Origin of the sequence: Arthrobacter sp. 260 (assembly GCF_013116745.1) — a bacterium.
Lineage (GTDB): Bacteria > Actinomycetota > Actinomycetes > Actinomycetales > Micrococcaceae > Arthrobacter_D.
In genome coordinates this window covers 42,500-65,157 of record NZ_JABFOE010000002.1, presented here as the reverse complement: position 1 = coordinate 65,157, position 22,658 = coordinate 42,500, and the positions used below count along the sequence as shown (strand labels likewise).

At 64.6% G+C, this 22,658-nt stretch carries 18 protein-coding genes and 1 tRNA gene; 12 read left to right on the top strand and 7 right to left on the bottom strand.

Annotation, left to right across the window (positions count from 1 at the left end):
* Positions 1-281 precede the first annotated feature (281 nt).
* From HMI57_RS02740 to HMI57_RS02730, 3 genes are read left to right on the top strand one after another with little or no spacing between them, the layout of a single operon-like run.
* Complete coding sequence (locus HMI57_RS02740; protein WP_228720898.1) at positions 282-1,622, top strand: extracellular solute-binding protein; 1,341 nt, start codon at positions 282-284, stop codon at positions 1,620-1,622.
* Positions 1,623-1,678: 56 nt separating this feature from the next.
* Complete coding sequence (locus HMI57_RS02735) at positions 1,679-2,572, top strand: glycoside hydrolase family 43 protein (protein WP_171584377.1); 894 nt, start codon at positions 1,679-1,681, stop codon at positions 2,570-2,572.
* Positions 2,569-4,692, top strand: coding sequence for a hypothetical protein (locus HMI57_RS02730; RefSeq protein ID WP_171584376.1), 2,124 nt, complete (start codon positions 2,569-2,571; stop codon positions 4,690-4,692). Before HMI57_RS02735 ends, HMI57_RS02730 begins: the two co-directional genes overlap by 4 nt.
* An 89-nt stretch (positions 4,693-4,781) precedes the next feature.
* Here the strand turns inward: HMI57_RS02730 and HMI57_RS02725 are convergent.
* Positions 4,782-4,854: transfer RNA gene (locus tag HMI57_RS02725), tRNA-Ala, on the bottom strand.
* A 51-nt stretch (positions 4,855-4,905) separates the two neighbouring features.
* Here HMI57_RS02725 and HMI57_RS02720 point away from each other — a divergent pair.
* From HMI57_RS02720 to HMI57_RS02705, 5 genes are all read left to right on the top strand, one after another.
* Positions 4,906-6,426, top strand: a complete 1,521-nt coding sequence (locus HMI57_RS02720; protein WP_171584375.1) for a DHA2 family efflux MFS transporter permease subunit — start codon at positions 4,906-4,908, stop codon at positions 6,424-6,426.
* Between the two features lie 243 nt (positions 6,427-6,669).
* A complete protein-coding gene (locus HMI57_RS02715) occupies positions 6,670-8,028 on the top strand; it encodes a potassium transporter TrkG (protein WP_228720897.1) in 1,359 nt (452 codons plus the stop codon).
* Between the two features lie 182 nt (positions 8,029-8,210).
* On the top strand, positions 8,211-9,710 hold the full coding sequence (locus HMI57_RS02710; protein ID WP_171584374.1) for a peptidase S10: 1,500 nt from the start codon (positions 8,211-8,213) through the stop codon (positions 9,708-9,710).
* A gap of 101 nt (positions 9,711-9,811) precedes the next feature.
* A complete protein-coding gene (locus HMI57_RS19350) occupies positions 9,812-9,940 on the top strand; it encodes a hypothetical protein (RefSeq protein ID WP_263971921.1) in 129 nt (42 codons plus the stop codon).
* A gap of 9 nt (positions 9,941-9,949) precedes the next feature.
* A complete protein-coding gene (locus HMI57_RS02705) occupies positions 9,950-11,740 on the top strand; it encodes a glycoside hydrolase family 15 protein (protein ID WP_171584373.1) in 1,791 nt (596 codons plus the stop codon).
* 9 nt (positions 11,741-11,749) lie between these two features.
* On the opposite strand, the gene HMI57_RS02700 is transcribed toward HMI57_RS02705, so the two are convergent.
* Together HMI57_RS02700 and HMI57_RS02695 are read right to left on the bottom strand one after the other, a co-directional pair.
* Entirely contained in the window at positions 11,750-13,387 is a 1,638-nt protein-coding gene (locus HMI57_RS02700; protein ID WP_171584372.1) for an amidohydrolase, read from the bottom strand.
* Between the two features lie 49 nt (positions 13,388-13,436).
* Entirely contained in the window at positions 13,437-13,937 is a 501-nt protein-coding gene (locus HMI57_RS02695) for a DUF456 domain-containing protein (protein ID WP_171584371.1), read from the bottom strand.
* 108 nt (positions 13,938-14,045) lie between these two features.
* On the opposite strand from HMI57_RS02695, the gene HMI57_RS02690 reads away from it, so the two are divergent.
* A complete protein-coding gene (locus HMI57_RS02690) occupies positions 14,046-15,134 on the top strand; it encodes a YrzE family protein (protein ID WP_346655115.1) in 1,089 nt (362 codons plus the stop codon).
* Positions 15,135-15,233: 99 nt separating this feature from the next.
* Here HMI57_RS02690 and HMI57_RS02685 read toward each other — a convergent pair whose 3' ends face one another.
* A complete protein-coding gene (locus HMI57_RS02685; RefSeq protein WP_228720896.1) occupies positions 15,234-17,342 on the bottom strand; it encodes a cytochrome c oxidase assembly protein in 2,109 nt (702 codons plus the stop codon).
* A gap of 109 nt (positions 17,343-17,451) precedes the next feature.
* Between HMI57_RS02685 and HMI57_RS02680 the strand changes: the two genes are divergently transcribed.
* Entirely contained in the window at positions 17,452-18,042 is a 591-nt protein-coding gene (locus tag HMI57_RS02680; RefSeq protein WP_171584370.1) for a vitamin K epoxide reductase family protein, read from the top strand.
* 64 nt (positions 18,043-18,106) lie between these two features.
* Here HMI57_RS02680 and HMI57_RS02675 read toward each other — a convergent pair whose 3' ends face one another.
* Complete coding sequence (locus tag HMI57_RS02675; protein ID WP_171584369.1) at positions 18,107-18,430, bottom strand: metalloregulator ArsR/SmtB family transcription factor; 324 nt, start codon at positions 18,428-18,430, stop codon at positions 18,107-18,109.
* 123 nt (positions 18,431-18,553) lie between these two features.
* Positions 18,554-19,465 (bottom strand): SDR family oxidoreductase, encoded by a 912-nt coding sequence (locus tag HMI57_RS02670; RefSeq protein WP_171584368.1) that lies wholly within the window; start codon positions 19,463-19,465, stop codon positions 18,554-18,556.
* Between the two features lie 320 nt (positions 19,466-19,785).
* On the opposite strand from HMI57_RS02670, the gene HMI57_RS02665 reads away from it, so the two are divergent.
* Complete coding sequence (locus HMI57_RS02665; RefSeq protein WP_171584367.1) at positions 19,786-20,628, top strand: SDR family oxidoreductase; 843 nt, start codon at positions 19,786-19,788, stop codon at positions 20,626-20,628.
* 10 nt (positions 20,629-20,638) lie between these two features.
* Positions 20,639-21,253: a flavin reductase family protein gene (locus HMI57_RS02660; RefSeq protein WP_171584366.1), complete on the top strand. Its 615-nt coding sequence runs from the start codon at positions 20,639-20,641 to the stop codon at positions 21,251-21,253.
* 40 nt (positions 21,254-21,293) lie between these two features.
* Here HMI57_RS02660 and HMI57_RS02655 read toward each other — a convergent pair whose 3' ends face one another.
* Entirely contained in the window at positions 21,294-22,655 is a 1,362-nt protein-coding gene (locus tag HMI57_RS02655; protein ID WP_171584365.1) for an SLC13 family permease, read from the bottom strand.
* Positions 22,656-22,658: the final 3 nt, after the last annotated feature.

Below are 22,658 nucleotides of genomic sequence, written 5' to 3'. Positions count from 1 at the left end.
CGAAAACTAGTTCCAGCCGGTGCAGCGCGCTGCCCAGCTCGGTACCGCGAATATCGCTATCGGGACTACTTGGACCGGGTTGTTCGGCATGTTCACTGGCCCACATTCTTACCGGTCTGGGCGTTCTTTAGAACAGGATCACGCAATCTCGAGGTGGTGTATGGACCTCGCGGGTGCAGGGGCTGCTGAACCATCCGGCTACGACGAAATCTACATTCGACCCCTTGGTTTCGGTGCGGCCGCCCGTACGACTCTTGACGAAGAAAGCGTTTTCTGAATAAATGAAACGATACAACTACGCAGACCGGCTCAATGAGGAGATCGCCATGAAGAAGCCAACCCGCCGTTATCTGACTCTTGCCAGCGCAACCGCAGCCCTGATGCTAGGCGTCTCGGCCTGCGGCGGTAGCTCAGGAGGGGAGGAAGGCGGGGACGTCGAACTCAGGTTTTCATGGTGGGGAAGTACTGAGCGTGCGGAAATCACGCAACAGGCCATTGACCTCTTCGAAGAGCAGAACCCCGGAATCACCGTGCAGCCCGAGTACACGGACTTCGATGCGTACTTCGACAGGCTGGCTACAACCGTTGCTGGAGGGGATGCGCCGGACGTCATCACTCTCGGCGGGGCATATCCGCGGGAGTACGGAGATAGGGGCGCGCTTCTTGACCTCGATGAAGTCTCTGACACCCTCGACCTCAGCCCGTTTCCCGACTCGGCACTCGGCAGCGGCGAATTCAGCGGGACCCAATATGGTGTACCCACCGGGGTCAACACCTACGCAATTCTGGCGAACCCTCGAGTATTCGAAGAAGCGGGCGTCGAGATGCCTGATGACGAAACCTGGAGCTGGGAGGACTACGTCGAACTCGCCGAGGCCATCGGGGAGAACAGCGAGGAAGGCGTCTACGGTACCGCCGATCCGACCGCGGCAGACACGCTGGACTTGCACTCGCGCCAATTGGGTGAATCCCTCTACACCGAAGAGGGAGAGCTGAACATCAGCACAGATACGTTGGAATCATGGTGGGAGATGACCGCCAGCCTGAGCGAGTCCGGCGCTGCTCCCGAAGCGTCGATAACTACCGAACTTGCCGGTCAGGCCGCTCCGGAACAAAGCCTGATGGGTCGGGGCCTGGCAGGCCTGCAGTTCGCCTGGAGCAATCAGTACGCCGCGTATCAGACGGCCGCCGGTGAGCCGCTGGAGCTCCTGCGCGCTCCGGGCGAATCCCAGCAGAACCCGGGAATGTGGCTGCAGGCTTCACAGATTTATTCAATCAGCGCCCGGTCCGATCACCCGGTCGAAGCCGCGAAGCTGGTGGACTTCCTTGTCAATGATCCGGGGGCGGCAGAAATCGTCAAAACGGACCGCGGGGTTCCTGCCAACCCTGATGTCCTGGAAGCAATTCAGCCTGAACTCAGCGAAACCCAGCAAGTGGAGACACAGTTTGTGGGCCGAATGAGTGAAGTGGCCGGAGATCCCCTGGTGGTCGGGCCGCTTGGCTCCACCGAGACTCCCCTCACCCTGGACCGATTGAATTCAGAGGTGTTGTTCAACAGGCTCAGTCCCTCCGAGGCCGCCAGTCAGTTTGTCGAGCAAGTAAACGCCGCGATCACCCAGTAGCAGCACATCGACCCGGCGGCCCGTCGAAGCGACGGGGCGCCGCTTTGGAAGGAAAAATGCCGCAGCTACATGAAATTCAGATCCGCGATCCCTACGTCCTTCCCGTCCCCGGGGAAGGGAAGTACTACCTCTTTGGCAGCACTGACGCCAATATCTGGTCCGGGCCGGGAACCGGATTCGACTGCTACACAAGCAACGACCTCGAGTCCTGGGAAGGTCCTTTGCCAGCTTTCCGTCCTTCCAACGGGTTTTGGGGCACTACAGAATTTTGGGCACCCGAAGTCCACGAGCATGACGGCAGGTATTTCATGTTTGCAACCTTCCACGGCGAAGGCACATTTCGAGGAACACAGATCCTTGCAGCGGACAAGCCGGAGGGCCCCTATGAACCCTGGTCGGAGGGACCAGTGACTCCTTCCAACTGGCAGTGCCTCGACGGAACGCTCCACATTGACGGCGAGGGTTCCGCGTGGGTCGTGTTCTGTCAGGAGTGGACGCAAATCCACGACGGCGCAATCTATGCCAGGAAGCTGACACCGGATCTGCGTTCAGCGGCTGGCCGCCCCATCTTTCTCTTCAACGCCTCGGAGGCGCCCTGGGCGAGGCAACTGAAGCGGAACGAACCGTTGAAGTTCCCGGTATTTGTCACCGACGGCCCGTTCCTGCATCGCACCAGGGCCGGAACACTCCTGATGCTGTGGTCAAGCATCGGCACGAACGGCTACGCGATGGGAATAGCCCGCTCTGAATCGGGAACCGTCTTGGGTCCGTGGACGCAGGACGAGGATCCTATCTGGGGGCATGATGGCGGACACGGGATGATCTTTCGGTCATTCGATGGCCACCTGTACCTTGCGCTTCACCAGCCAAACCACACTCCGGATGAACGCGCTGTCCTTCGCCCGCTCGCCGTGAACGGCGATGGCCTCTCCTTGGAGGCTGCATCATGATCGACCGTCAGGAACTGGTCCGCCGCCACAACGTGGTGCAGACTTCCGTGGACCCCCGGAGTCCCGTGTCGGTGGGAAACGGTGAATTTGCGTTCACCGTGGACCTCACCGGGCTACAAAGCTTTCCGGATGAGTACCCAGTTGGAGCGCGCTCCGCCCTCCCCAGCGGCACCCTGTTGGGTACACAGGCTCAGTGGGGTTGGCACGCCACCCCCACACCCGAAGAGCACAGTCTGCTGGATTCGGCCGTTACCTACGAATCACCTCGCGGACCCGTGCCGTACATCGACATGAGTGGGTCGATCTCCGGCGACGCCGAGGACAGCGTTCCGGAGCGCGAGCTGTGGTTGCGCTCCAACCCACACCGGCTGGACCTTGGGCGGTTGGGCTTCGCTGTAGCGGACTCCTCGGGTATTCGCCCCTTGCACAGCACTGACATCTTGAATCCGACGCAAACCCTCGACCTCTGGACCGGGGTCGTCACCAGTGCCTTCGCCCTCGGCCGAAACCCCGTTCAGGTAGCCACGTCCTGCCATCCTCATCGGGATCAGCTGGGAATTCAGGTCGCCTCGGCAGCGCTGGCCGAAGGCCTTGGACTCTCGCTCTCGTTCCCCTACGGCTCGAACGCATGGCACAACGGCGCAGACTGGAACTCGCCCCAAGCTCATCACACCACTGTGGAACAGAACGACGACGGCTGGCGGGTTCGCCGATCGCTCGATGGGTCCGCGTACGAGGTGCAGATTACGGGTGCGCAGCTTGAGATCGAACAGCTCGGACCCCATGAACTGTGGCTGACCACCAAGGACACGGCTATGGACGTGACCGTCCACTTCCTCAGCACCGGAGCAGGCGAGTGCACAACACGCGGCATCACGGAGCCGGACGCACAGAAAGATGACCTTGGAACAAGCACTGCTGCCGACGTCGTCCTTGCCTCCGCTGACCACTGGCCGCGGTTCTGGAAATCCGGAGGCGCCGTTCAGCTCAACCGCACCCGCGACCGGCGGGCCCACGAGCTTGAGCGCCGCATCGTCCTGTCCCAGTACCTGACTGCCGTCAACTGCGCCGGTTCCATGCCATCGCAGGAAACGGGACTGGTGTGTAACTCGTGGCGTGGCAAGTTCCATTTGGAGATGCACTGGTGGCACAGCGCGCATTTTGCGCTGTGGGGGCGCCCGGAACTGCTGCTGCGGAGTCTTCGCTGGTACCACGGGATTCTCGAAGATGCTCGCGGGACCGCAAAGTGGCAGGGGTACGACGGCGCCCGCTGGCCAAAACAGGTCGGTCCCGACGGGCGGGAAACGCCAAGCACTATCGGGACGTTCCTGATCTGGCAGCAGCCGCATCCCATTTACCTTGCTGAACTGATTTACCGAGCCGCCCCGTCGCGCGAAATCCTTGAGGAATTCTCAGACATCATCTACGAAACGGCTCAATTCATGGTGAGCTTTGCGCATCGAACGGATAAAGGCTTTGAGCTCGGTCCGCCCCTTGTGCCCGCGCAGGAAAGCTACGGCTCAACGCGCAGCCGAACGTCGAATCCCACGTTTGAACTCGCATACTGGCAGTGGGCACTTCGGACCGCCTCCGCCTGGCGCGAGTGCCTAGGCCTCGACCCGATGCCGGAATGGGATGAGGTCGCCACCGGCATGGTCGCACCGCATGTGGCGGACGGCGTGTACAGCGCGATCGATGTTGAGCCGTTCACCCTCCGGTCGGACCATCCCTCGATGCTGTGCGCACTCGGATTTGTCCCTCAGACGGATCTAATCAACCCAGAGATCATGCGCGCCACTCTGTCCGATGTTCTGGCAGATTGGGACTGGGACAGCACATGGGGCTGGGATTACCCGGTTCTCGCAATGACTGCGGCCCGGCTGGGCCTCCCAGAGACCGCTGTGGAATCCCTTTTGCTCGAAGCCGGCAAGAACACGTTTCTTCCCAACGGCCACAATCGTCAGACAGACTCGCTTCCACTGTATCTTCCGGGCAACGGGGGCCTGTTGGCTGCCGTTGCTCTGATGGCCGGAGGATGGGATGACGGGCCGGTTGGACCCGCGCCCGGATTCCCATCCGACTGGTCGGTGCAGGTGGAAGGACTTGTTCGCTCGGCGTGAGCTGCGGAGCGGTCTTCACCGGTGCCACCAAAGAAACCGGTTCAATGCGTCATGCGCTCCTTGAATGAAGCCCACATCCGCGGGACAAGTGGAGCTTAGGGGAATCGAACCCCTGACCTTTTCATTGCGAACGAAACGCTCTACCAACTGAGCTAAAGCCCCGCAGAAAGTACTGTAGCAAATCGCGGCCCAGACCCGGAGTAACCTCAGAGAATGACCACACAACGCTCCGCTGAGGAGCAGACCGAGATCAATGCCTGGCCAGCCCTCTGGGCGCTGGTCATCGGCTTCTTCATGATCCTGGTGGATTCCACAATTGTCTCAGTCGCCATCCCGGCGATCATGAACGGGTTGAACGCGGACCTGGACAGCGTGGTGTGGGTCAACAGCGCCTACCTTCTCGCATTCGCAGTACCACTCCTGATCACCGGCCGGCTCGGGGATCGGTTCGGCCCGCGCCGCATCTACCTGATTGGCCTGACCGTGTTCACCCTGGCCAGCGTGTTGTGCGGCTTGGCCGGATCGGTGGAAATGCTCATCCTTGCCCGGGTCCTGCAGGGCCTCGGCGCTGCGATGATGACACCCCAGACCATGGCGGTCATCACCCGGATCTTCCCGCCGGAACGCCGTGGGGCAGCCATGGGATTGTGGGGCTCGGTGGCCGGCGTCGCGACCCTCGTCGGCCCGGTGCTCGGCGGCCTCCTGGTTGACTCGCTTGGCTGGGAGTGGATCTTCTTCGTGAACGCACCGGTCGGCGTCGTCGGGCTCATCCTCGCGTACCGGCTCGTCCCGCAACTCCCCACCAACAGTCACAGCTTCGACTATCTGGGCGTCGTGCTGAGCGCCGGTGGCATGTTCTGCCTGGTGTTCGGTATCCAGGAGGGCGAAACCTACAACTGGGGAACCATCGCCGGCCCCATCTCCGTGTGGTCCCTGATCATCACCGGCGTGGTCCTGCTGGCCGCCTTCATCCTCTGGCAGCGGTACAACCGCAAGGAACCTCTGGTGCCGCTGGGCCTCTTCAAGGACCGCAACTTCTCCCTGGGTAACACCTCGATCTTCGCGATGGGGTTCGCAATCACCACCGTCGCCATCCCGCTGATGCTGTACGCGCAGAACGTGCGCGGCTTCTCGCCCACCGAGGGCGCACTGTTGCTCACCCCGATGGCGATCATCTCCGGGTCCCTGGCGCCGTTGGTGGGCAAGTTGGTCCAGCGCGGCAACCCCAAGTACATGGCGATCTTCGGTTTCTCGGCCATGTCCGTGTCCCTGTTCTGGCTGGGGGCAATCCTGACCCCCGACGTACCGGTGTGGGCGCTCCTCCTGCCGATCTCCCTGTTGGGTCTGGCGAGCGCCGGGATCTGGGCGCCCGTCTCACTGACGGCTACCCGGAACCTGCCCCGCGCCTCGGCGGGCGCCGGATCGGGGGTCTACAACACCACCCGACAGGTCGGTGCAGTGCTGGGCAGCTCGGCGATCGCCGCGATGATGCTCTCCCGCCTGACCGCCAACATTGGCGACGGCGGAGCCGAAGCCGTTCCCGGACAACAACTCCCGGAGACCCTGCAGGCGGGGTACGCCGCAGCGATGGGACAGTCCCTCTTCCTTCCGGCTACGGCCATCCTCATCGGCCTCGGCGCAGCGCTGTTCTTCGCCCGGCCGCAGCGCCGGACCGGTTGGGCAGGCGACGAGTCGCCGTCGGGCGTCCCGGCCAAGACGAACGCGGCGAAGTAACCACTGATAGCTCCGATTTTGGTGAGCAACCCGGACCGAACGCATCAATCTGGACATCGGTGAGAGAGATTCCGCTATCCGATGTCCAGGTTGCTCACCAGAACCGCCGACGACGACGCCACCCCGGCGAAACTGGGGCGTAAAGGATCCATCAAGACCCGGCGGTTCCTCCTCCTCTGGGCAATAGCCTGTCCACGGAAGCCGCGATAGATGCGGGCGTCGAGGTGATGGGGTTGTCTGTCGTTGGCCACAACAAAGCTCAAACGACGGATGGAACTGACAGCGATCAGCCCCGTCCGATTGGTGCCGCTCGCCTTCCTGGCCGCGATTCTCGGTGGGGCCGGTTTGCTGATGCTCCCGCTCTCACGGACTCCGGGGAGCGATGAAGTCTTCATGCCGGCGCTCTTCACTGCCGTCTCCGCGGTTTGCGTCACAGGACTGATAAACGTCGACACCTCCACCTTCTGGACCCCCTTTGGACAGACAGTCATCCTGGCGCTCATCCAGATCGGCGGGTTCGGCATCATGACCTTCGCAACGCTCCTGACCCTCCTGGTGCGCAAAAACCTTGGGCTGCGCTCCCAACTCGTCGCGAAGTCGGAAAGCCGCACCCTGAACCTCGGTGATGTGAAGGGGGTACTCATCCGGGTGGCGACCATCATGCTCGCCTTCGAGGCGATCACCGCCATCCTGCTGACCGCGAGGTTCTGGATTGCCTACGAGGACGACCTACCCACTGCCGCCTGGCACGGCATCTTCCACTCCATCTCAGCCTTCAACAACGCGGGATTCTCCCTCTTCAGCGACAACCTGATCCCTTTCGGCACCGACCCCTGGATCATCCTTCCGATCTGCGTCGCCGTCATCTTTGGCGGCCTAGGATTCCCCGTGCTCATCGAATTGTTGCGGGGGAACCCGACCCGCAAAAGCTGGACCGTCCACGTCCGGCTCACCGTATATGGCACCCTGATCCTCCTCGCGGTCGGAACGGGACTCTTTGCCTGGTTTGAATGGGACCGTCCGGAAACCCTGGGGTCCCTCTCGACCGGCGGCCGCATCCTGGCGTCGATTGCCGGTGGCGTCTTCCCCCGGACCGCCGGCTTCAACACCATCAACTACGGGGACGCCGCACCGGAGACCCTGTTGATCACCAACATCCTGATGTTCATCGGAGGCGGCAGCGCCGGGACGGCGGGCGGCATCAAAATCACCACCTTCTTGATCCTCGCCTTCGCCATCTGGAACGAAATCCGCGGGCGCGAACAGGTGACCGTTGGGCGCCGCTCCGTCAGTTCCTCCGTGCAACGCCAGGCGTTGTCGGTCGCGCTGCTGGGCATCGCGGCCGTCCTGCTCGGAACCGTCCTGCTGCTCGCCTTCACCGATTACGGCCTGGAAGCGGCCCTTTTCGAAGCCATCTCGGCCTTCGCGACCGTCGGGCTCAGCACGGGCATCACCTATGAACTGTCCACCGGCGCGGAACTGGTGCTGATGGCGCTGATGTTCATGGGCCGCATCGGCACCATCACCGTAGCCTCGGCCCTCGCCCTCACCTCGCGCCCCATTCTCTACCGGCTCCCTGAGGAACGTCCCATCATCGGCTAGGAGTCTTCATGATGGTGAGCAACCTGGACCGGAGGGGTCAACCTGGACATCGGTGAGCGAGATCCTGCTCTCCGATGTCCAGGTTGCTCACCAAACCAAAAAAACGACGTCGCCGCATTCCGCCCCGGACACACCACCCACCCCGACTGGTTGCCTCGGGGAACTACCGGTAGGCTCTAGCCATGGCTGACGAAACCACAGAACCCCAGAACGCCGACTCCACAACCGAGAAGGTCAACGAGGTCAAAGAAGTCACCGACGACTTTGCCACCCGGCAGCACACCACTGCCTCGGGCCTGAAGTACACCAGCACCACCGGCCGGCTGGTCCTGCGCCGTGAGGAAACCAAGGACGGCAAGTCCGACGGGTTCAAGCCCAAGGCCGAGATTTTCATCGTCGCCTACACAAAGGACGCAGAGGACTCAGCGCCCGACGGCGGCACTGCACCGCCCGAACGTCCCGTCACCTTCGCGTTCAACGGCGGTCCCGGCTCAGCCTCAATCTGGCTCCACCTGGGCCTCCTCGGTCCACGCCGGGTGGATTCCGGCGACACCGGCGCCCTGACGCCAGCGCCCTACGGCCTGGTGGACAACCCGGAAACCCTCCTTGAGCACAGCGACCTTGTGATGATCGACCCCGTCAACACCGGCTTCTCCCGGGTGGTCGAGGGCGAGAAGTCGGACGAGTTCCACGCCTTCATCGAGGACCGCGATCTGGTGGCCGAGGTTATCCGCCTCTGGACCACCCGCAACAACCGCTGGCTCTCCCCCAAGTACCTGGTCGGCGAATCCTACGGGACCCTGCGCGCTGTCGCCGTCGCCGGCCGCCTGTTCGACGCCTACGGCATGGCCGTCAACGGGCTGGGGCTTATTTCGACGGTCCTGAACATGTCCACGCTGCGGTTCTTCCCCGGCAGTGACCTGCCCTACGCCCTGCACATCCCTACCTATGCCGCGATCGCCCACTTCCACGGCCGCCACCCCGGCCGCGAACTGGCCGACGTCGTCAGTGAAGCCGAAACCTTCGCTGCCAAGGACTATGGGTACGCCCTCACCCAGGGCAGCCGCCTCACCCCCGAGGAGTACGACGACGTCGTCGCGCGGCTCGCCGCGATCACCACCCTCGACGAGGGGTTCATCCGGCGCACCAACCTACGCTGGCAGTACGGTGAATTCGCCGCCGAGCTGCTCCGGAAAGACGGACTCGCGGTCGGCCGGATCGACGGGCGGTTCACGGCGCAGCCGGTCAGCCTGCAGAACTCGGCGATGACCGACGACCCCAGCATCCGGGCGATCACCGGCCCCTACGCGGCAGCAATGAACCATTACGTCCGTGCCGAGTTGGGCTACGAAAACGACCTGCCGTACGAGGTGCTCACCGCGCGGGTCCACCCATGGAGCTACAAGACGTTCGAGGGCGCGCCCGTCGACGTCAGCCAGACCCTCGAGCGCCTGCTGGTGCACAACCCCACGCTCCGCGTCCACGTCGACTACGGGTACCAGGACGGCGCCACCCCTCACTTCGCCGCCGAATACGTCTTCGCCCACATGACGATGACCGACCAGATGAGGGCCCGCTTCACCCACCACTATCACGAGGCCGGGCACATGATGTACCTCAAGCCCGAGTGCCGTTTGGCCCAGCTGGCAGCACTTAAGGACTTCGTGACCCACACGGACTAGGCGCCCCACAGCGTCGCCCGAAGTTTCTTTCCGGCTGAACTCTAAGTAAGCTTAGGTTTCCCGCGGAAAGCCGCGAACACCCAAAAGATAAGGAACACGTCGTGCTGCTGAAGAGAATCCTGTGGACTTTGGTCCCCGTCATTGCCTCCAAGCTGTTGAACAAACGACGTGGCAACAACCAGAACACCCGCGCCAACAAGACCCGGTACGACAAGAAGCACGGCCGCTAACCCCGGTTCGTGACGGACCACAACGAGTTAGCCGACCGTCAAGACGGCTACGTCGACCTGCGATCCTATGCGGCGATCGGCGACGGCCGAACGGTCGCGCTGATCGCACATGACGGCTCCATCGATTGGTATCCCACCCCGGATCTCGACTCCGCGCCGCCTTTCGCGCGCCTGCTGGACGCCGACGACGGCGGCGCGCTGGAACTGTGCCCCTCCGAACCGTTCACCACAGAGCGCGCCTACGTCGAAGGCACCAACGTGCTGACCACCACGTACACCACCTCGTCCGGTACGGCGCGGGTCACCGACTCGCTGAACACCGGCGTGGCGGGCAGGCTCCCCTGGGGTGAGCTGGCCCGACGGATCGATGGCCTCACCGGTCACGTCCCCATGCGCTGGGCCATCCGCCCGGGCAACTGCTTCCAGACCGCCTCTCCCTGGGTGCAATCCAGTGACCACGGCGCGATCCTCCGCATCAATGGCACCGCTCTGGGTGTGCGCGGGATCAACGAGGGTGAGGTGTCGATCGAGGGCCAGGCAATCTCTGGCACCCTGACCACCAGCCCCGGCTCCCGGCACCTCGTGGGCATCGTCTCCACCCACGACGAACCGCTCCCACTCCCCGATCCGCAGTCGGTGGACGCCGGTGTGGACCGGACCATCGCCAACTGGCAGACCTGGTCCAGGGAGTTCAGCTACGACGGCCCCTACGCCGACGAGGTGCTGCGCAGCGCGCTCACCCTGAAGCTGCTGATCCATAGCCCGTCCGGATCGATCGCCGCCGCGGCCACCACCTCGCTCCCCGAGAGCAGGGCCGGCGGCAAGAACTGGGATTACCGGTACACCTGGCTACGCGACACGGCCTACACTCTCCACGCCCTCGTGCGGACCGGGGTGCGCGAAGAGGTGCACGCGGCCGTGTCCTGGATGCTGAAGAACCTGCGCACCCAGGGCCGCGACATGCAGGTCTTCACCCGCCTCAACGGGGACACACCGCAGGGCACCCGTACCCCCGACCTTCCCGGCTGGCGCGGAATCGGCCCCGTCGTCGACGGCAACCCCGCCGCGGGCCAACTCCAACTGGGCGTCTTCGGCGACCTCTTCGACATCGTGCGGTTGTACGTCGAAGCAGGGCACGTGCTTGACCCCACCACCTCCCGCCAGCTCGCTGACATCGCCGACCAGGCGTGCGACACCTGGCAGCAGCGTGACGCCGGGATCTGGGAGCTCCCGGAGGAGCGGCACTACACCACCTCCAAGCTCGGGTGCTGGCACGCCCTGGACAGCGCGGTGAAACTGTCCGAGGCCGGCCAACTGCAGCGACCGGCCGAGCGGTGGCGCGCTGAACGCGATCGGATCCGCGATTGGGTGGAAGAGAATTGTTGGTCGGAGGAGCGCCAGAGCTACGTCTGGTATCCCGGCTCGGAGGAACTGGACGCATCAATCCTGCTCCACGCGATCAGCGGGTACGAACGCGGCCCCCGGATGTCCTCTACCATTGACGCGCTTCGCGATGAGCTAGGCGCCGGCCCCCTGCTCTACCGGTATAGCGGTATGCAGCAGGAAGAATCCACGTTTGTCGCCTGCGCCTACTGGATGGTCGCGGCACTTGCCCAGGTTGGCCGTGCTGACGAGGCAAAGTCCCAGATGGAGGAGTTACTGCCACTGGCGAACGACGTCGGCCTGCTCGCCGAGATGATCGACGGCGACGAGCGCCACGAGTTCATGGGCAACCTCCCCCAGGGGTTGAGCCACCTCGCACTCATTACCGCAGCCCTGTCCCTGGCCGACGGCGACTAACGTCCTGTCTCACAGCTGGTCGTGGGTGAACCGCCCACCCATCAGGGTTGCCACTACCTCGATGTCGGCAATCTGGTGGGTGGGCACCTCCAGCGGTGACTCGGCCAGCACCGCACAGTCGGCGAGCATTCCGGCGGCCAACATCCCCTTCTCCCGGCCGAACCCGGTGGCATCCGCGGATCCGACGGTATGAATCCGGAGGGCTTCCTCGGCGCTGAGCCTCTCGTGCTCGGACCCAAAGACGGCGCCGCTGGACGTCAGCCGGTCGACATACGCCTGGATGGAGCGCAACGCCGTGCCGTCCGCGCACGGCCGGTCCGAGCTCCCGGCCAACCGGATCCCCGCCTCGAGGAATGACTTCGCCCGGTAAGTGAACGCAGACCTGAGCGGCCCGAGCGAGCGGGCCATTGCGTCCCCGATCGGGTGGAAGAAGGACGCCTGCGGCGCTACCGCGACGCCCAGTGCGGCCAGCGCTGCCAACTGGTCCGGCCTGACGACCGCCGCATGCTCAATCCGGTGCGGCAACCGGGCCGGTCCGTCGAGTCCGACGCGCCCCTGCGCACGAAGGTGGGCGAAGGTGTCGATCGCGAGGTCGATAGCAGCGTCACCGATGGCGTGGGCGGCGATCGACCAGCCGGCCCGATGCGCATCCACCATCTGCCGTTGCAGGGCTGCCGGTTCGTCCAGCAGGTACCCCTGGTTTAAGGATCCGGTGGCGTAGGGCTCGGTCTGGGCAGCGGTCTCACTTGACAGGGCGCCATCCAGGAAGATCTTCGCCGGCCCCAGGGAAAGGACATCGTCCCCGAACCCGCTGTACATCCCCAGCCCCAGGCCGGCACCTGAAGCGGACTCCAGCGTTTCGATCGCTGGCATCAGCTGGGCCCTGGCATGGAGTTTTCCCGCTGCCCGGGCGTCCTGGAATGCGCCCAACTCGTCCGGCGCGTGCCCAATCCAGCCCCCACCAACCCCGGCATCGGTGAAACTGGTGATGCCTTCCCGCGCGTACCGGGCGGTCGCCCGGTCAATTGCAGCGACGAGCGTATGCCTTGGGTAAGGGCGGAGCAGGTCGAGCACCAATGCCTGAGCCGTTTCCTGCAGCAGACCGGTCGGCTCACCCGACTCGTCCCGGACCACCCTGCCACCCACCGGGTCAGAGAACCCCGGTGCCAGCACGCCGGCACGGCGCAGGGCCTCGGTATTGGCGATACCTCCGTGGCCCGAGGTCCGCCTGATAAAGAGTGGCCGTCCGGCTGCCACCCTGTCCAGGGCTGCACGGTCGGGAAACCGGCCGCCAAACCGGTGGTGATCGAAACCGCTGGCAACCAGCCAGCCGCCGTCGTCGTCGCCCACGGGGCGGGTCTCAGCGGACGCGTGCAACAGGGCATAGACCTGGTCGAGTTCGGTCAGCGGGGACAGGTCCACCTCGCCGAGGGTGAGGCCGAACCACGCCGTGTGGCAGTGAGCGTCATTCAGGCCCGGGATGAGGACCTTCCCATGCAGGTCGATGACGTCCCGGGCCGCAAGCCCTGCGAGGTCGTCGTCGAGCCCAACAATCCTCCCGTTGAGGATGCCGAGGCTGTGCGCTGTCGGGCGGGTGGGATCCATGGTGATGATCCGGGAGTTCGTGAGGATGAGATCGAGCTGCATGGTTCGCTCCGGGCCGGTGAATAAAATCGGTGAGTTCTGAGGGCGGGCACTACACGGTGGCGAAGTGCACCCAGACGCCGATCACCCAGACGCTTCCTGCGAGCAACGCGAGGCCCAGCTCAACGAGGATGCCGATTCCTGTGGCTTTCAGCGCTGCCCCGCTGGAGGAGAGGGCGGGGGCAAACTGGCGCTGGCGGGCGAACTCGCTGGCGAACAGTCCCGCCGCAAACCCGACGAACAGGCCGACCACCGGGATCAGGAACATGCCGATCACCCCGGTGACCAGTCCCACCACCACTGAGCGGCCGGGGATCTGGCGCTGTTGCAGTTTCCGGCCGGTCAGAACGGCCCCGGCGAGCAACCCGGCGACGGCAAGTACCGCACCAACCCCAAAGGCCACCCAGCCAGCGGTGCTGGAAACCACTAGTGCCCACATCAGGAGCGAGCCGATGATCAGGATGCTACCCGGCAGGATGGGCACAATGACACCGGCGACGCCCACCACGATCAGCAGGCCGCTCAGCACGGTCATCAGGATCTGAAATTCCATAGGGAAAGTCTCTCACTGCCAGGCACCGCTCCGGTCCACGCTTGTTCAGGCCCCACGGCATCACTAAGGTTACTGATAAAGCCCTAGGGCCCGATAGCAGGAGGCACGATGAGCACGCCAGGATCCGAGAACGACCCGTCCGACAGTACAACTCCCCGCGACACCACCCCCAAGCATGCTGACGGACCATCGGATCGGCGTGATCCACGCTCGTCAACGCCCGACGACGGCGATGCCACCCAGGCATACAGCCACGTCACCCCCTCCAGCGAGAACGACCCCGACGCTACCCAGGCGCACACCCACGTCACCCCCCGCAGCAGCGCCAGCGACCCTGCCAATGAAGGCAACAACGCCGCGGTGACCAAGGAACAGCACTACGGCGACGGACAGCCCACCGAGGTGCACCGGACCACCGACAGCGATCGCACCCGGGAGCACCGGACCCAGCCCGACGGCATGGCCGGAGCGGTCGCGACAGGTGCGGGTGCTGGCGCCGCGGCGTCACCCTCGACCAGGACCCAGCCGGTGACCGCGCAGCCGGTGAGCCACACCGCTGATCCCGACGACGCCCGCTACCGGGACGCACAGGATGATCGTCCCGCCCTACCAGCATCAGCCGAACGCGCCGCACTTCTGCAGCACGAGAAGGACACCTTCGGCGGCATGAAGTTTGGCTCGGCGTTCTTCGGCTGGCTGACCGCCACCGGAATGGCCGTCCTGCTGACGGCCTTCGTCGCCGCCGCCGGCGCAGTCTTCGGGTTGTCCACCAACACCGATCTCACCGACGCGGCAGACCAGGTCGCCGCCGATCCGCAGACGGTCGGCATTACCGGGGCGATCGTGCTCCTGGTGATCCTGCTCCTCTCGTACTTCGCCGGCGGATATGTAGCGGGCAGGATGGCCCGGTTCAACGGCGCGAAGCAGGGAGTCGCCGTCTGGCTGTGGGCGCTCATCATTGCGGTTCTCGTGGCGATTCTCGGCCTGATCTTCGGTAGTCAGTTCGACATCCTGGCGAACCTCAACAGCTTCCCCCGCATCCCGCTCAATGAGGGGAACCTGACCACGACGGGGATCATCGCCGTCGTCGTGGCCATCGCGGCAGCCCTCATCGGTGCGGTCCTCGGTGGCCTCACCGGCATGCGGTACCACCGCCGGATCGACCGGGCGGACTACGAAAACACCACCACCCGCTAGCGAACAGCAGCACAGCGTTGTCCCTGCGCCCCGTCTGTCACCCGGCAGGCGGGGCGCAGCTGTGGGCGGCGCCAGTCCCGCGACGGACGAACGGCGGGGTCACCGTCCGGACGACCGCCGTTGCAGGCTCTCGAGGTGCTGGTTGTAGGCGGTGAGCTTGGCGTCGTCGTCCCGGTCGGCGGCGCGGTCCTCGCGGACCGCGGTGCGCTCGTCGTCCTTCCGCCAGGCCATGGCGACCCCCAGGGCAAGGAGGACGGTGGGGATCTCCCCAATCCCCCAGGCGATCGCACCGCCCCGCTGCTGGTCAGCGAGCAGCGCCGCGGAATCGGTGAGCTGCAGGCTGGCCCACCAGCTCGGTGCCAGAATCTCCGTGCCGCCCAGGAGGGAAAGCCCGAAGAAGGCGTGGAAGGCCATGGTCGCCAGCAGAATGATGAGCCTGAACGGGTAGGGTGACCGGGCCGGCCCCGGGTCGATCCCAATCAGCACCCAGGCAAAGAGGTACCCGGTAATGAGGAAGTGCACGATCATGAACACGTGCCCCACGTGGGTAGACAGCGCCAGGTCGAAGATCGGCGAGTAGTAGAACCCCACCATGCTGCCCACGAAGATCAGACCGGCGACTGGCGGGCGGGTCAGGAAGCGGCTGAACCGTGAGCGGAAGAGCCAGAGCACCCACTCCCGGAGTCCCCGGCTGCCGTCGGTGCGCGGCCGGGTTGCCTTCAGCAGCAGAAGGATGGGGGCGCCGAGGACAAAGAGGACGGGCGCGTACATCATGAGGCCCATGTGCTGGATCATGTGCCCAGAGAAGCTGGTCCTCCCGTACACGGCGGGACCGCCACTGGTAAGCCAAATCAGCAGCGCACAGCCCGCGAGGAACGCCAGGGTGCGTGGAATGGACCAGGCGTCGCCCCGGCGCCGGATCTTGACGACAGCGGCAAGGTAGGCACCCCCGGCAACGAGGATCAGGAGCCCGATGGTCCAATCGGGGTGCCACGACGTCATGAAGCTAGAGACGGTGAGTGGCTCCGGGAAGGGATAGCCCAGGAGGGACCGGCGCAGGTCGACGTCGGCAATCGACCCCTGCGGGACCGGCGGCGGGCTCGCCGCGAGGCCAGCGGACACCCCGATCGTGACGATCATCAGCGCGGCCTCGGATACGCCGAAGATGGTGAATGCCCGCCGGTCCTCGGGGTTGCGGTCCAGCCGGGGCAGTATTCTGCGGCGTTGATACCACCCGGCAAGGCCCAGCGCCGTGAGGCTGCTGACCTTCACCAGGACGAGGATCCCGTAGGGCGTGGCCAGGTCGGCGAAAGACCCGAGCCGGAGGCTGGCGTTGATGATGCCGGAGAACGCCACTGCCCCGAAGGCCCAAACGGCCAGCGCGGAATAGCGACGAAGAACCCGGCCGGTGTCCTTGCCCAGCTGGGATCCCAGCAGCAGCACGGCCGCGAGGCCACCCACCCACACGCAGACACCGATGAGGTGGAGGGCGAGCGAGTTCACCGCGTTGCCGTGATCATCGGACCCGGCGGCGTGCCCGGCCAGGGCCAACGGCAGGATTCCCAGCATGGCAATGCCCAGCGCGATACCGGCGCCGGTGGTGGACCGGACCATCGGCAGCATGACCACCAGGATGAGAACGGCCATCAACGCCACCAGCAGGATCTGACCCAGCTCCAGTTCGGTAGCGAAGAACAGGAAGATGGAGAAGAAACCGGGGCTGAGCATCGACTGCCCTGCCGTATCGGCGGCGATCAGCGCCAGCGAGGCGACCGACGACACGAACCAGACCCCCGCGGACCAACCCGCCCAGCGCAGGGCCTTCCACTGGGCGAACCCGATGATTGACTTGTCGCGGCCGGACGCCGGGAGCAGACCGGCGCAGAGCACCAGGAAGCCGATGGTCAGGGCGGCGCTCAAGTCCTGGACAACGCGTGCCGCCGGACGCGCATGCACCACGAAGTCGCCCGGATCCGCCATCGTGGTCCGGTACGTCGTCAGGGCCTCGCTGAAGTACATCGCCAGGATGGCAACGGCCAGGCTGACGGGCAGAGCAATCCCGAGCACCACCCGGACAATACTGCGTTCGGGGATGCCCGTTTCCGGCGACCGATCCGTGCCTGACTCATGTGCCGGGTCGGTGTCTGGGCCCGACGAAACTGGTTCCCCCTGAGGCGCCGTGGGCCCCGAATGCGTTATGCCGGTCATAGATCCTCCTGGATACTCAGTCTAGCTACTTCTACATGACGTAGAAGTATTGCCCGGGAGGTTTCTGTCCGCTTTTGCGCCCGGCTGCCGATCAGTTGAGGATGGAACCATGGACAGCCGTACCCCTCGTTTCGCCCATGACCGGCCGTTTGGGTGGCTTATGGTCATCACAGGACTGGTGGGGTGGCTTGCGTCCGGGCAACTGGTCCTCGAACGGCTCGCCGTGTACGCCGACCCCAACTACGTCACCAGCTGCGATGTCAACGCCTTCGTTTCGTGTGGTGAGGTCTTCAGGACCTGGCAGGCCAGCCTGTTCGGCTTCCCCAACCCCCTGCTGGGCATCGTCGCGTTCAGTGTGGTGATCACCACGGGGGCGATGCTCCTCGCGGGGGCCACCGTCGCTAAATGGTACTGGCGTTCCCTCCAGGTTGGCGTCGTGGCGGGGATGGTCTTCACCATCTGGCTGTGGAGCCAGGCGCTGTTCGCGATCGGCATCCTCTGCATTTACTGCATGGTGGTGTGGGCGGCCATGATCGTCCTCACCACGTTCCTCACTTCACGCAACGTTCTTCGTGGCGTGTTGCCCGCAGGTGAGCGACTCCACGGTTTCCTCAGCGGGTGGACCGGCACGACGGCGGCGCTGCTGCTGATCATCACGGCCGCCAGCGTGTTCTTCCGCTTTGTGGGGGTGTTCGCCTAGCCATCCGGCGCATGATGCCATTCCGGAAGTGCAAGGGAGCGGTCGACAGCTCCCGCCAGGCTGGTCAGTTACGGCGGCGTGCGCGCGCCAGTTCCGTCCCGATGGCATCGAGCCGGCCGGTCCAGAACGCGCGGAAAGGCTCCAGCCACTGGTCGACGTCCTGCAGCGGGCCAGCTTCGACTGCGTACAGGCGGCGGGTGCCATCACCCCGCACCCGCGCAAACCCTGCTTCCCGCAGCACACGGAGGTGCTGCGAAACGGCTGGCTGGGAAATCCCGAACTCGGTTCGGATCACCCGGGCAATATCGCCGGCAGACCACTCCTCGCCGAGGAGCAGCTCCAGAATTCGGCGGCGGACGGGGTCCCCCAGGACATCAAACGCATGCATAAGCAGAACCTATCAAAGAGTGCTTATATATGTCTAGCCTTATATAGCGCTCATCCCCGCCAGCAGCACGATTTCTCGGGCTTACGGCGGGGATGGTCGGCATCGACAAGGGGTGGCTAAGGGTTACGGCGAAGGCTTTCCGCCGTTGACGTTGAGCGTTTCGCCGACCACGTAGCTGGACTCCGACGACGCCAGGAAGACGTAGGCCGGGGCCAGTTCGGTAGGCTGGCCAGCACGGCCCAGTGGCGTGTCCTTGCCAAACTCGGGCAGCTTGTCCTTCGGCTGCCCGTCCGAAACCTGCAGTGGTGTCCAGATGGGGCCAGGTGCGACCGCATTCACCCGGATACCTTTGGGCGCCAGCTGCTCGGCCAAACCCTTGGTGAAGTTGTTGATGGCCGCTTTGGTGCTCGCGTAGTCCAACAGCGTGGAGGAGGGGCTGTAGGCCTGGATCGAGGTGGAGTTCACGATGCTCGACCCGGGCTTCAGGTGCTTCAGTGCCTCGCGGGTAATCCAGAAGAACGAGTAGATGTTGGTCTTGAAGGTCTCATCCAGCTGCTCGTCGGTGAGATCCTCAAGGCTCTCGACGGCGATCTGCTTCCCGGCATTGTTGACCAGGATGTCCAGACCACCGAGCTGCTCGGCGGCATCGTTCACGAGTGACCGGCAGAATGCTGCGTCGGTCAAGTCACCGGGAAGCTTGACGGCCTTCTGGCCGGCCTCTTCGATGATGCGGGCAATCTCGATTGCATCCGGTTCTTCTTCGGGGAGGTAGGACAGCGCCACATCCGCGCCTTCACGCGCGAAGGCAATCGCAACTGCTGCTCCAATACCGGAGTCCGCTCCGGTGATCAGGGCCTTCCGACCCTTGAGCCGTCCGGTTCCGCGGTATGACGTTTCGCCGCGGTCGGTCTGTGGTTCGAGGTCCCGATCCAGCCCGGGCTCGGGCTGATCCTGCTTCGGTGCCGAGATGCTCGGGAACCGCGTTACCGGATCCTGGAAGGTGTACTGGTCGGTGGTCAAAGTCTTGTCAGTCATCTATTTCCTCACTTGCCGTGCGAATGTACGGTCTGTGTAGACCAGCCGGGGTGTGGATGAGATGTCACAACCCCTGAAAGCTAAGCCTACTGACTATTCTATGACGTGAGGGCTGTCCGAAACAAGGTGGCGCTGGGCAACTAAAAGATCTGGGCGAAGAAACCCGCGCCGATGCTTGCCACCAGGGCGATGATGAGGAGCCAGACGATGGGCACACGGTATTTGTTGATGAAGCGCATGGTTCCCCAGTCTAGGCGAGCCCGACGAAACGCCCCTCTTCGGCGGAAATAATTCCCCTCCCCGCCACGCTGCAGATGGGTATGAACAATCTTGTGGCGGTAACTGGATCAACGGGGGCCCTGGGCGGCTCCACGGCACGTCTACTCTCGGCGGACGGGCTGCCGCTTCGCCTCCCCGTCAGGGACCTGGGCCGCGCGCCAGCACTGCCGGAGGCGACGGCCGTCCAGTGCAGCTACGCCGACAGGCCCGCAGCTGTCACAGCCCTTGAAGGGGTTCACACGCTCTTCATGGTGTCGGCAGGTGAAGCTGAGGACCGCGTGGACCAGCACCTCACTTTCGTTGACGCGGCCAGGGAGGCAGGCGTCCAGCATGTTGTGTACACCTCCTTCTTCGGCGCGGCCCCGGACGCCACGTTCACCCTGGGGCGCGACCACTGGGCTACCGAGGAGTACCTCCGCAACTCCGGGATGGCCTACACCTTCCTCCGCAACAACCTCTACCTGGACGTGCTGCAGTACTTCGCCGACGACGCAGGGGTGATCCGCGGTCCGGCGGGCACCGGCCGGCTGGCAGCGGTGGCCAGAGACGACGTCGCTCAGGTGGCAGCGGTAATCCTCAGGGACCCCGCGGCGCACGAGGGAAAAACCTACGAGCTCACCGGCCCCGACTCCCTCACCCTCACAGAGGATGCCGCCATCATCACGGCGGAGACCGGCCGGGACGTCAGCTATCAGGCCGAATCGGTGGAGGAGGCGTACGCATCGCGGCAGCACTTTGGTGTGCCCGGCTGGCAGCTGGATGCCTGGGTCAGCACCTACACGGCGATCGCTGAGGGCGGGCTGTCCAGGGTGACGCCGACGGTGCAGGATCTCACCGGGCGACCAGCCCGGGATCTCGCCAGCGTTCTCCATCCGGGCCGCTAGGCTCAGGCATATGCGCAAAGACTTCAGTAGGGACTCAACCTCGAACCGGGACTTCTACCGCCTCCTGACCTCGACGGTGGTGCCACGGCCGATCGCCTGGGTGTCCTCCCGGTCGGCGGCAGGCGACGACAACCTGGCACCGCACTCGTTCTTCACCATCGCGTCGGTGAACCCGCCGATCGTCCAGTTCACCTCGGTGGGCCGCAAGGACACGTTGCGCAACATCGAGGAGACCGGCGAGTTTGTGGTGAACCTTGCTCCCGAGCCGTTGTTCGAACAGATCAATGCGACAGCCACGAACTTCGACCGCGATGTCAGCGAGTTCGATGCCGCGGGTCTCACCCGCGAGCCGAGCCTCACCATTGCCACCCCGCGCGTCCTGGAGTCGCCGGTCGCCCTGGAGTGCAAACTCCATCAGGTGCTCCCCATCGGGGATTGTTTCGTGGTGTTCGGCGAGGTCACCCACGCCGCAGTGTCGACCGAGGTCCTTGATGGCACCCATCCGCTGATGGACCGCCTCAAACCCCTGTCCCGGCTGGGACGGGACGAGTGGGGGACCACCGGGGCGATCCAGACGATCAAACGCATCCCGGTGGATGAATGGCCAGGGCACTTCCGCGGCTAAACGGGTACCGCGGAAGCGCCCTGGTCAGGCCTGCGGCTGGTTAGCCGATGCCCAGCTGGACAAAGAAGAACCAGACAGCAACCGGCACAATACCGATCATCGCGATCGCCCAGAGCAGCAAGGCCCTGAAGAACATCCGCTCATCCTTGGGCTGCGCACTGGCCATCAGCAGGGCGCCGCTGGTGGACATGGGGCTCACGTCCACCACCGATGAACTAATGGAGATGGCGGTGACCACGCCGATTGGCGTCAGGAGCGGATCCAGCGCGATCGGTGTGACCACCGGGCTGATCACGCCGAGCGTGCCGGTGGTGGAGGCGAAGGCCGATACGAGAGCGACGACGTACCCGGTTACCAGGGCGGCGATGGATCCGTTGCCCAGGCTTTCAATGCCAGCCTGCAACTCGTCTAGTGCACCCATCGCTTCCAGCATCCCCACGTAGGTGACGATGCCGGTGACCAGGATGATGGCACTCCACGGCATGGCCTCCACAGCGGGTTTCTGGACGCCTGAATTGATCGCGATCAGGATGAGGGCAATGGTGAGGGAGGCCACGCCGACGTCGATCGCGAAGACAGTGGTGAGCACCAGCAGTGCGACCAGACCGAGCAGGGTGATCACCCGCATCGGAGTGACGTCCACCCGGGTGATCGGGTCGGCGGTGGTCCGGGTGGCGGTCAGCGTCCCACCGGAGCCGGCGGCGCCGCCGTCGACGTCCAGCCCATCCTGGCCCGGCGTGTCATCACGGGAAGTCGCTGCCGGATCGGCGGACGAGTCGGCGGGGTGCTTCGACGCACGGCGTTTCACGATGGTCTGGATCAGGGCGTAGGCCAGGACCGCGAGGAGGGCGTTGAAGAGGAAGCAATAGAGGTAGAGCTTCCAGGAGTCGCTGGAGGCACCAGCGCTGTCCAGCATCTGGTTCGACAGCACTCCGAAGGGGTTGACCGGTGAGAAAGCGCCAGCGTTGGCGCCCTGCACGACGACGAGTCCCATGGCGAGGGCGCTGATCCCGAAACGAGCACCGAGTGCCAGTGCTACCGGGGCGACGATGGCAATGGCCGCCGGAGTGAACGCACCGGCGGAGGCGAGCAGCGCGGTGAGCAGGAACATCAGGACCGGCACGAGGAGCCTGCGGTCACCTGCCAGGCGTTCGCACCAGTAGGCCATCAGGTCGATGGTTCCGTTGACGCGGACGATCGCAAACAGCAGGGTGGCCCCGACCAGGATGAAGAACAGCCCGGAGGGGAAGGCGCCGATCACGTCGGCGATGGGGAGGCCGGCAAGGGTGGTGCCGACAACGAAGGCGGCGACCAGGGCGATCAGGCCGGCGTTGACCTTGGTGAAGGAACCCCAGGCAAAGGCGCCGATCAGAACGAGGAACGCGATGAGTGACGGTGTCATGAC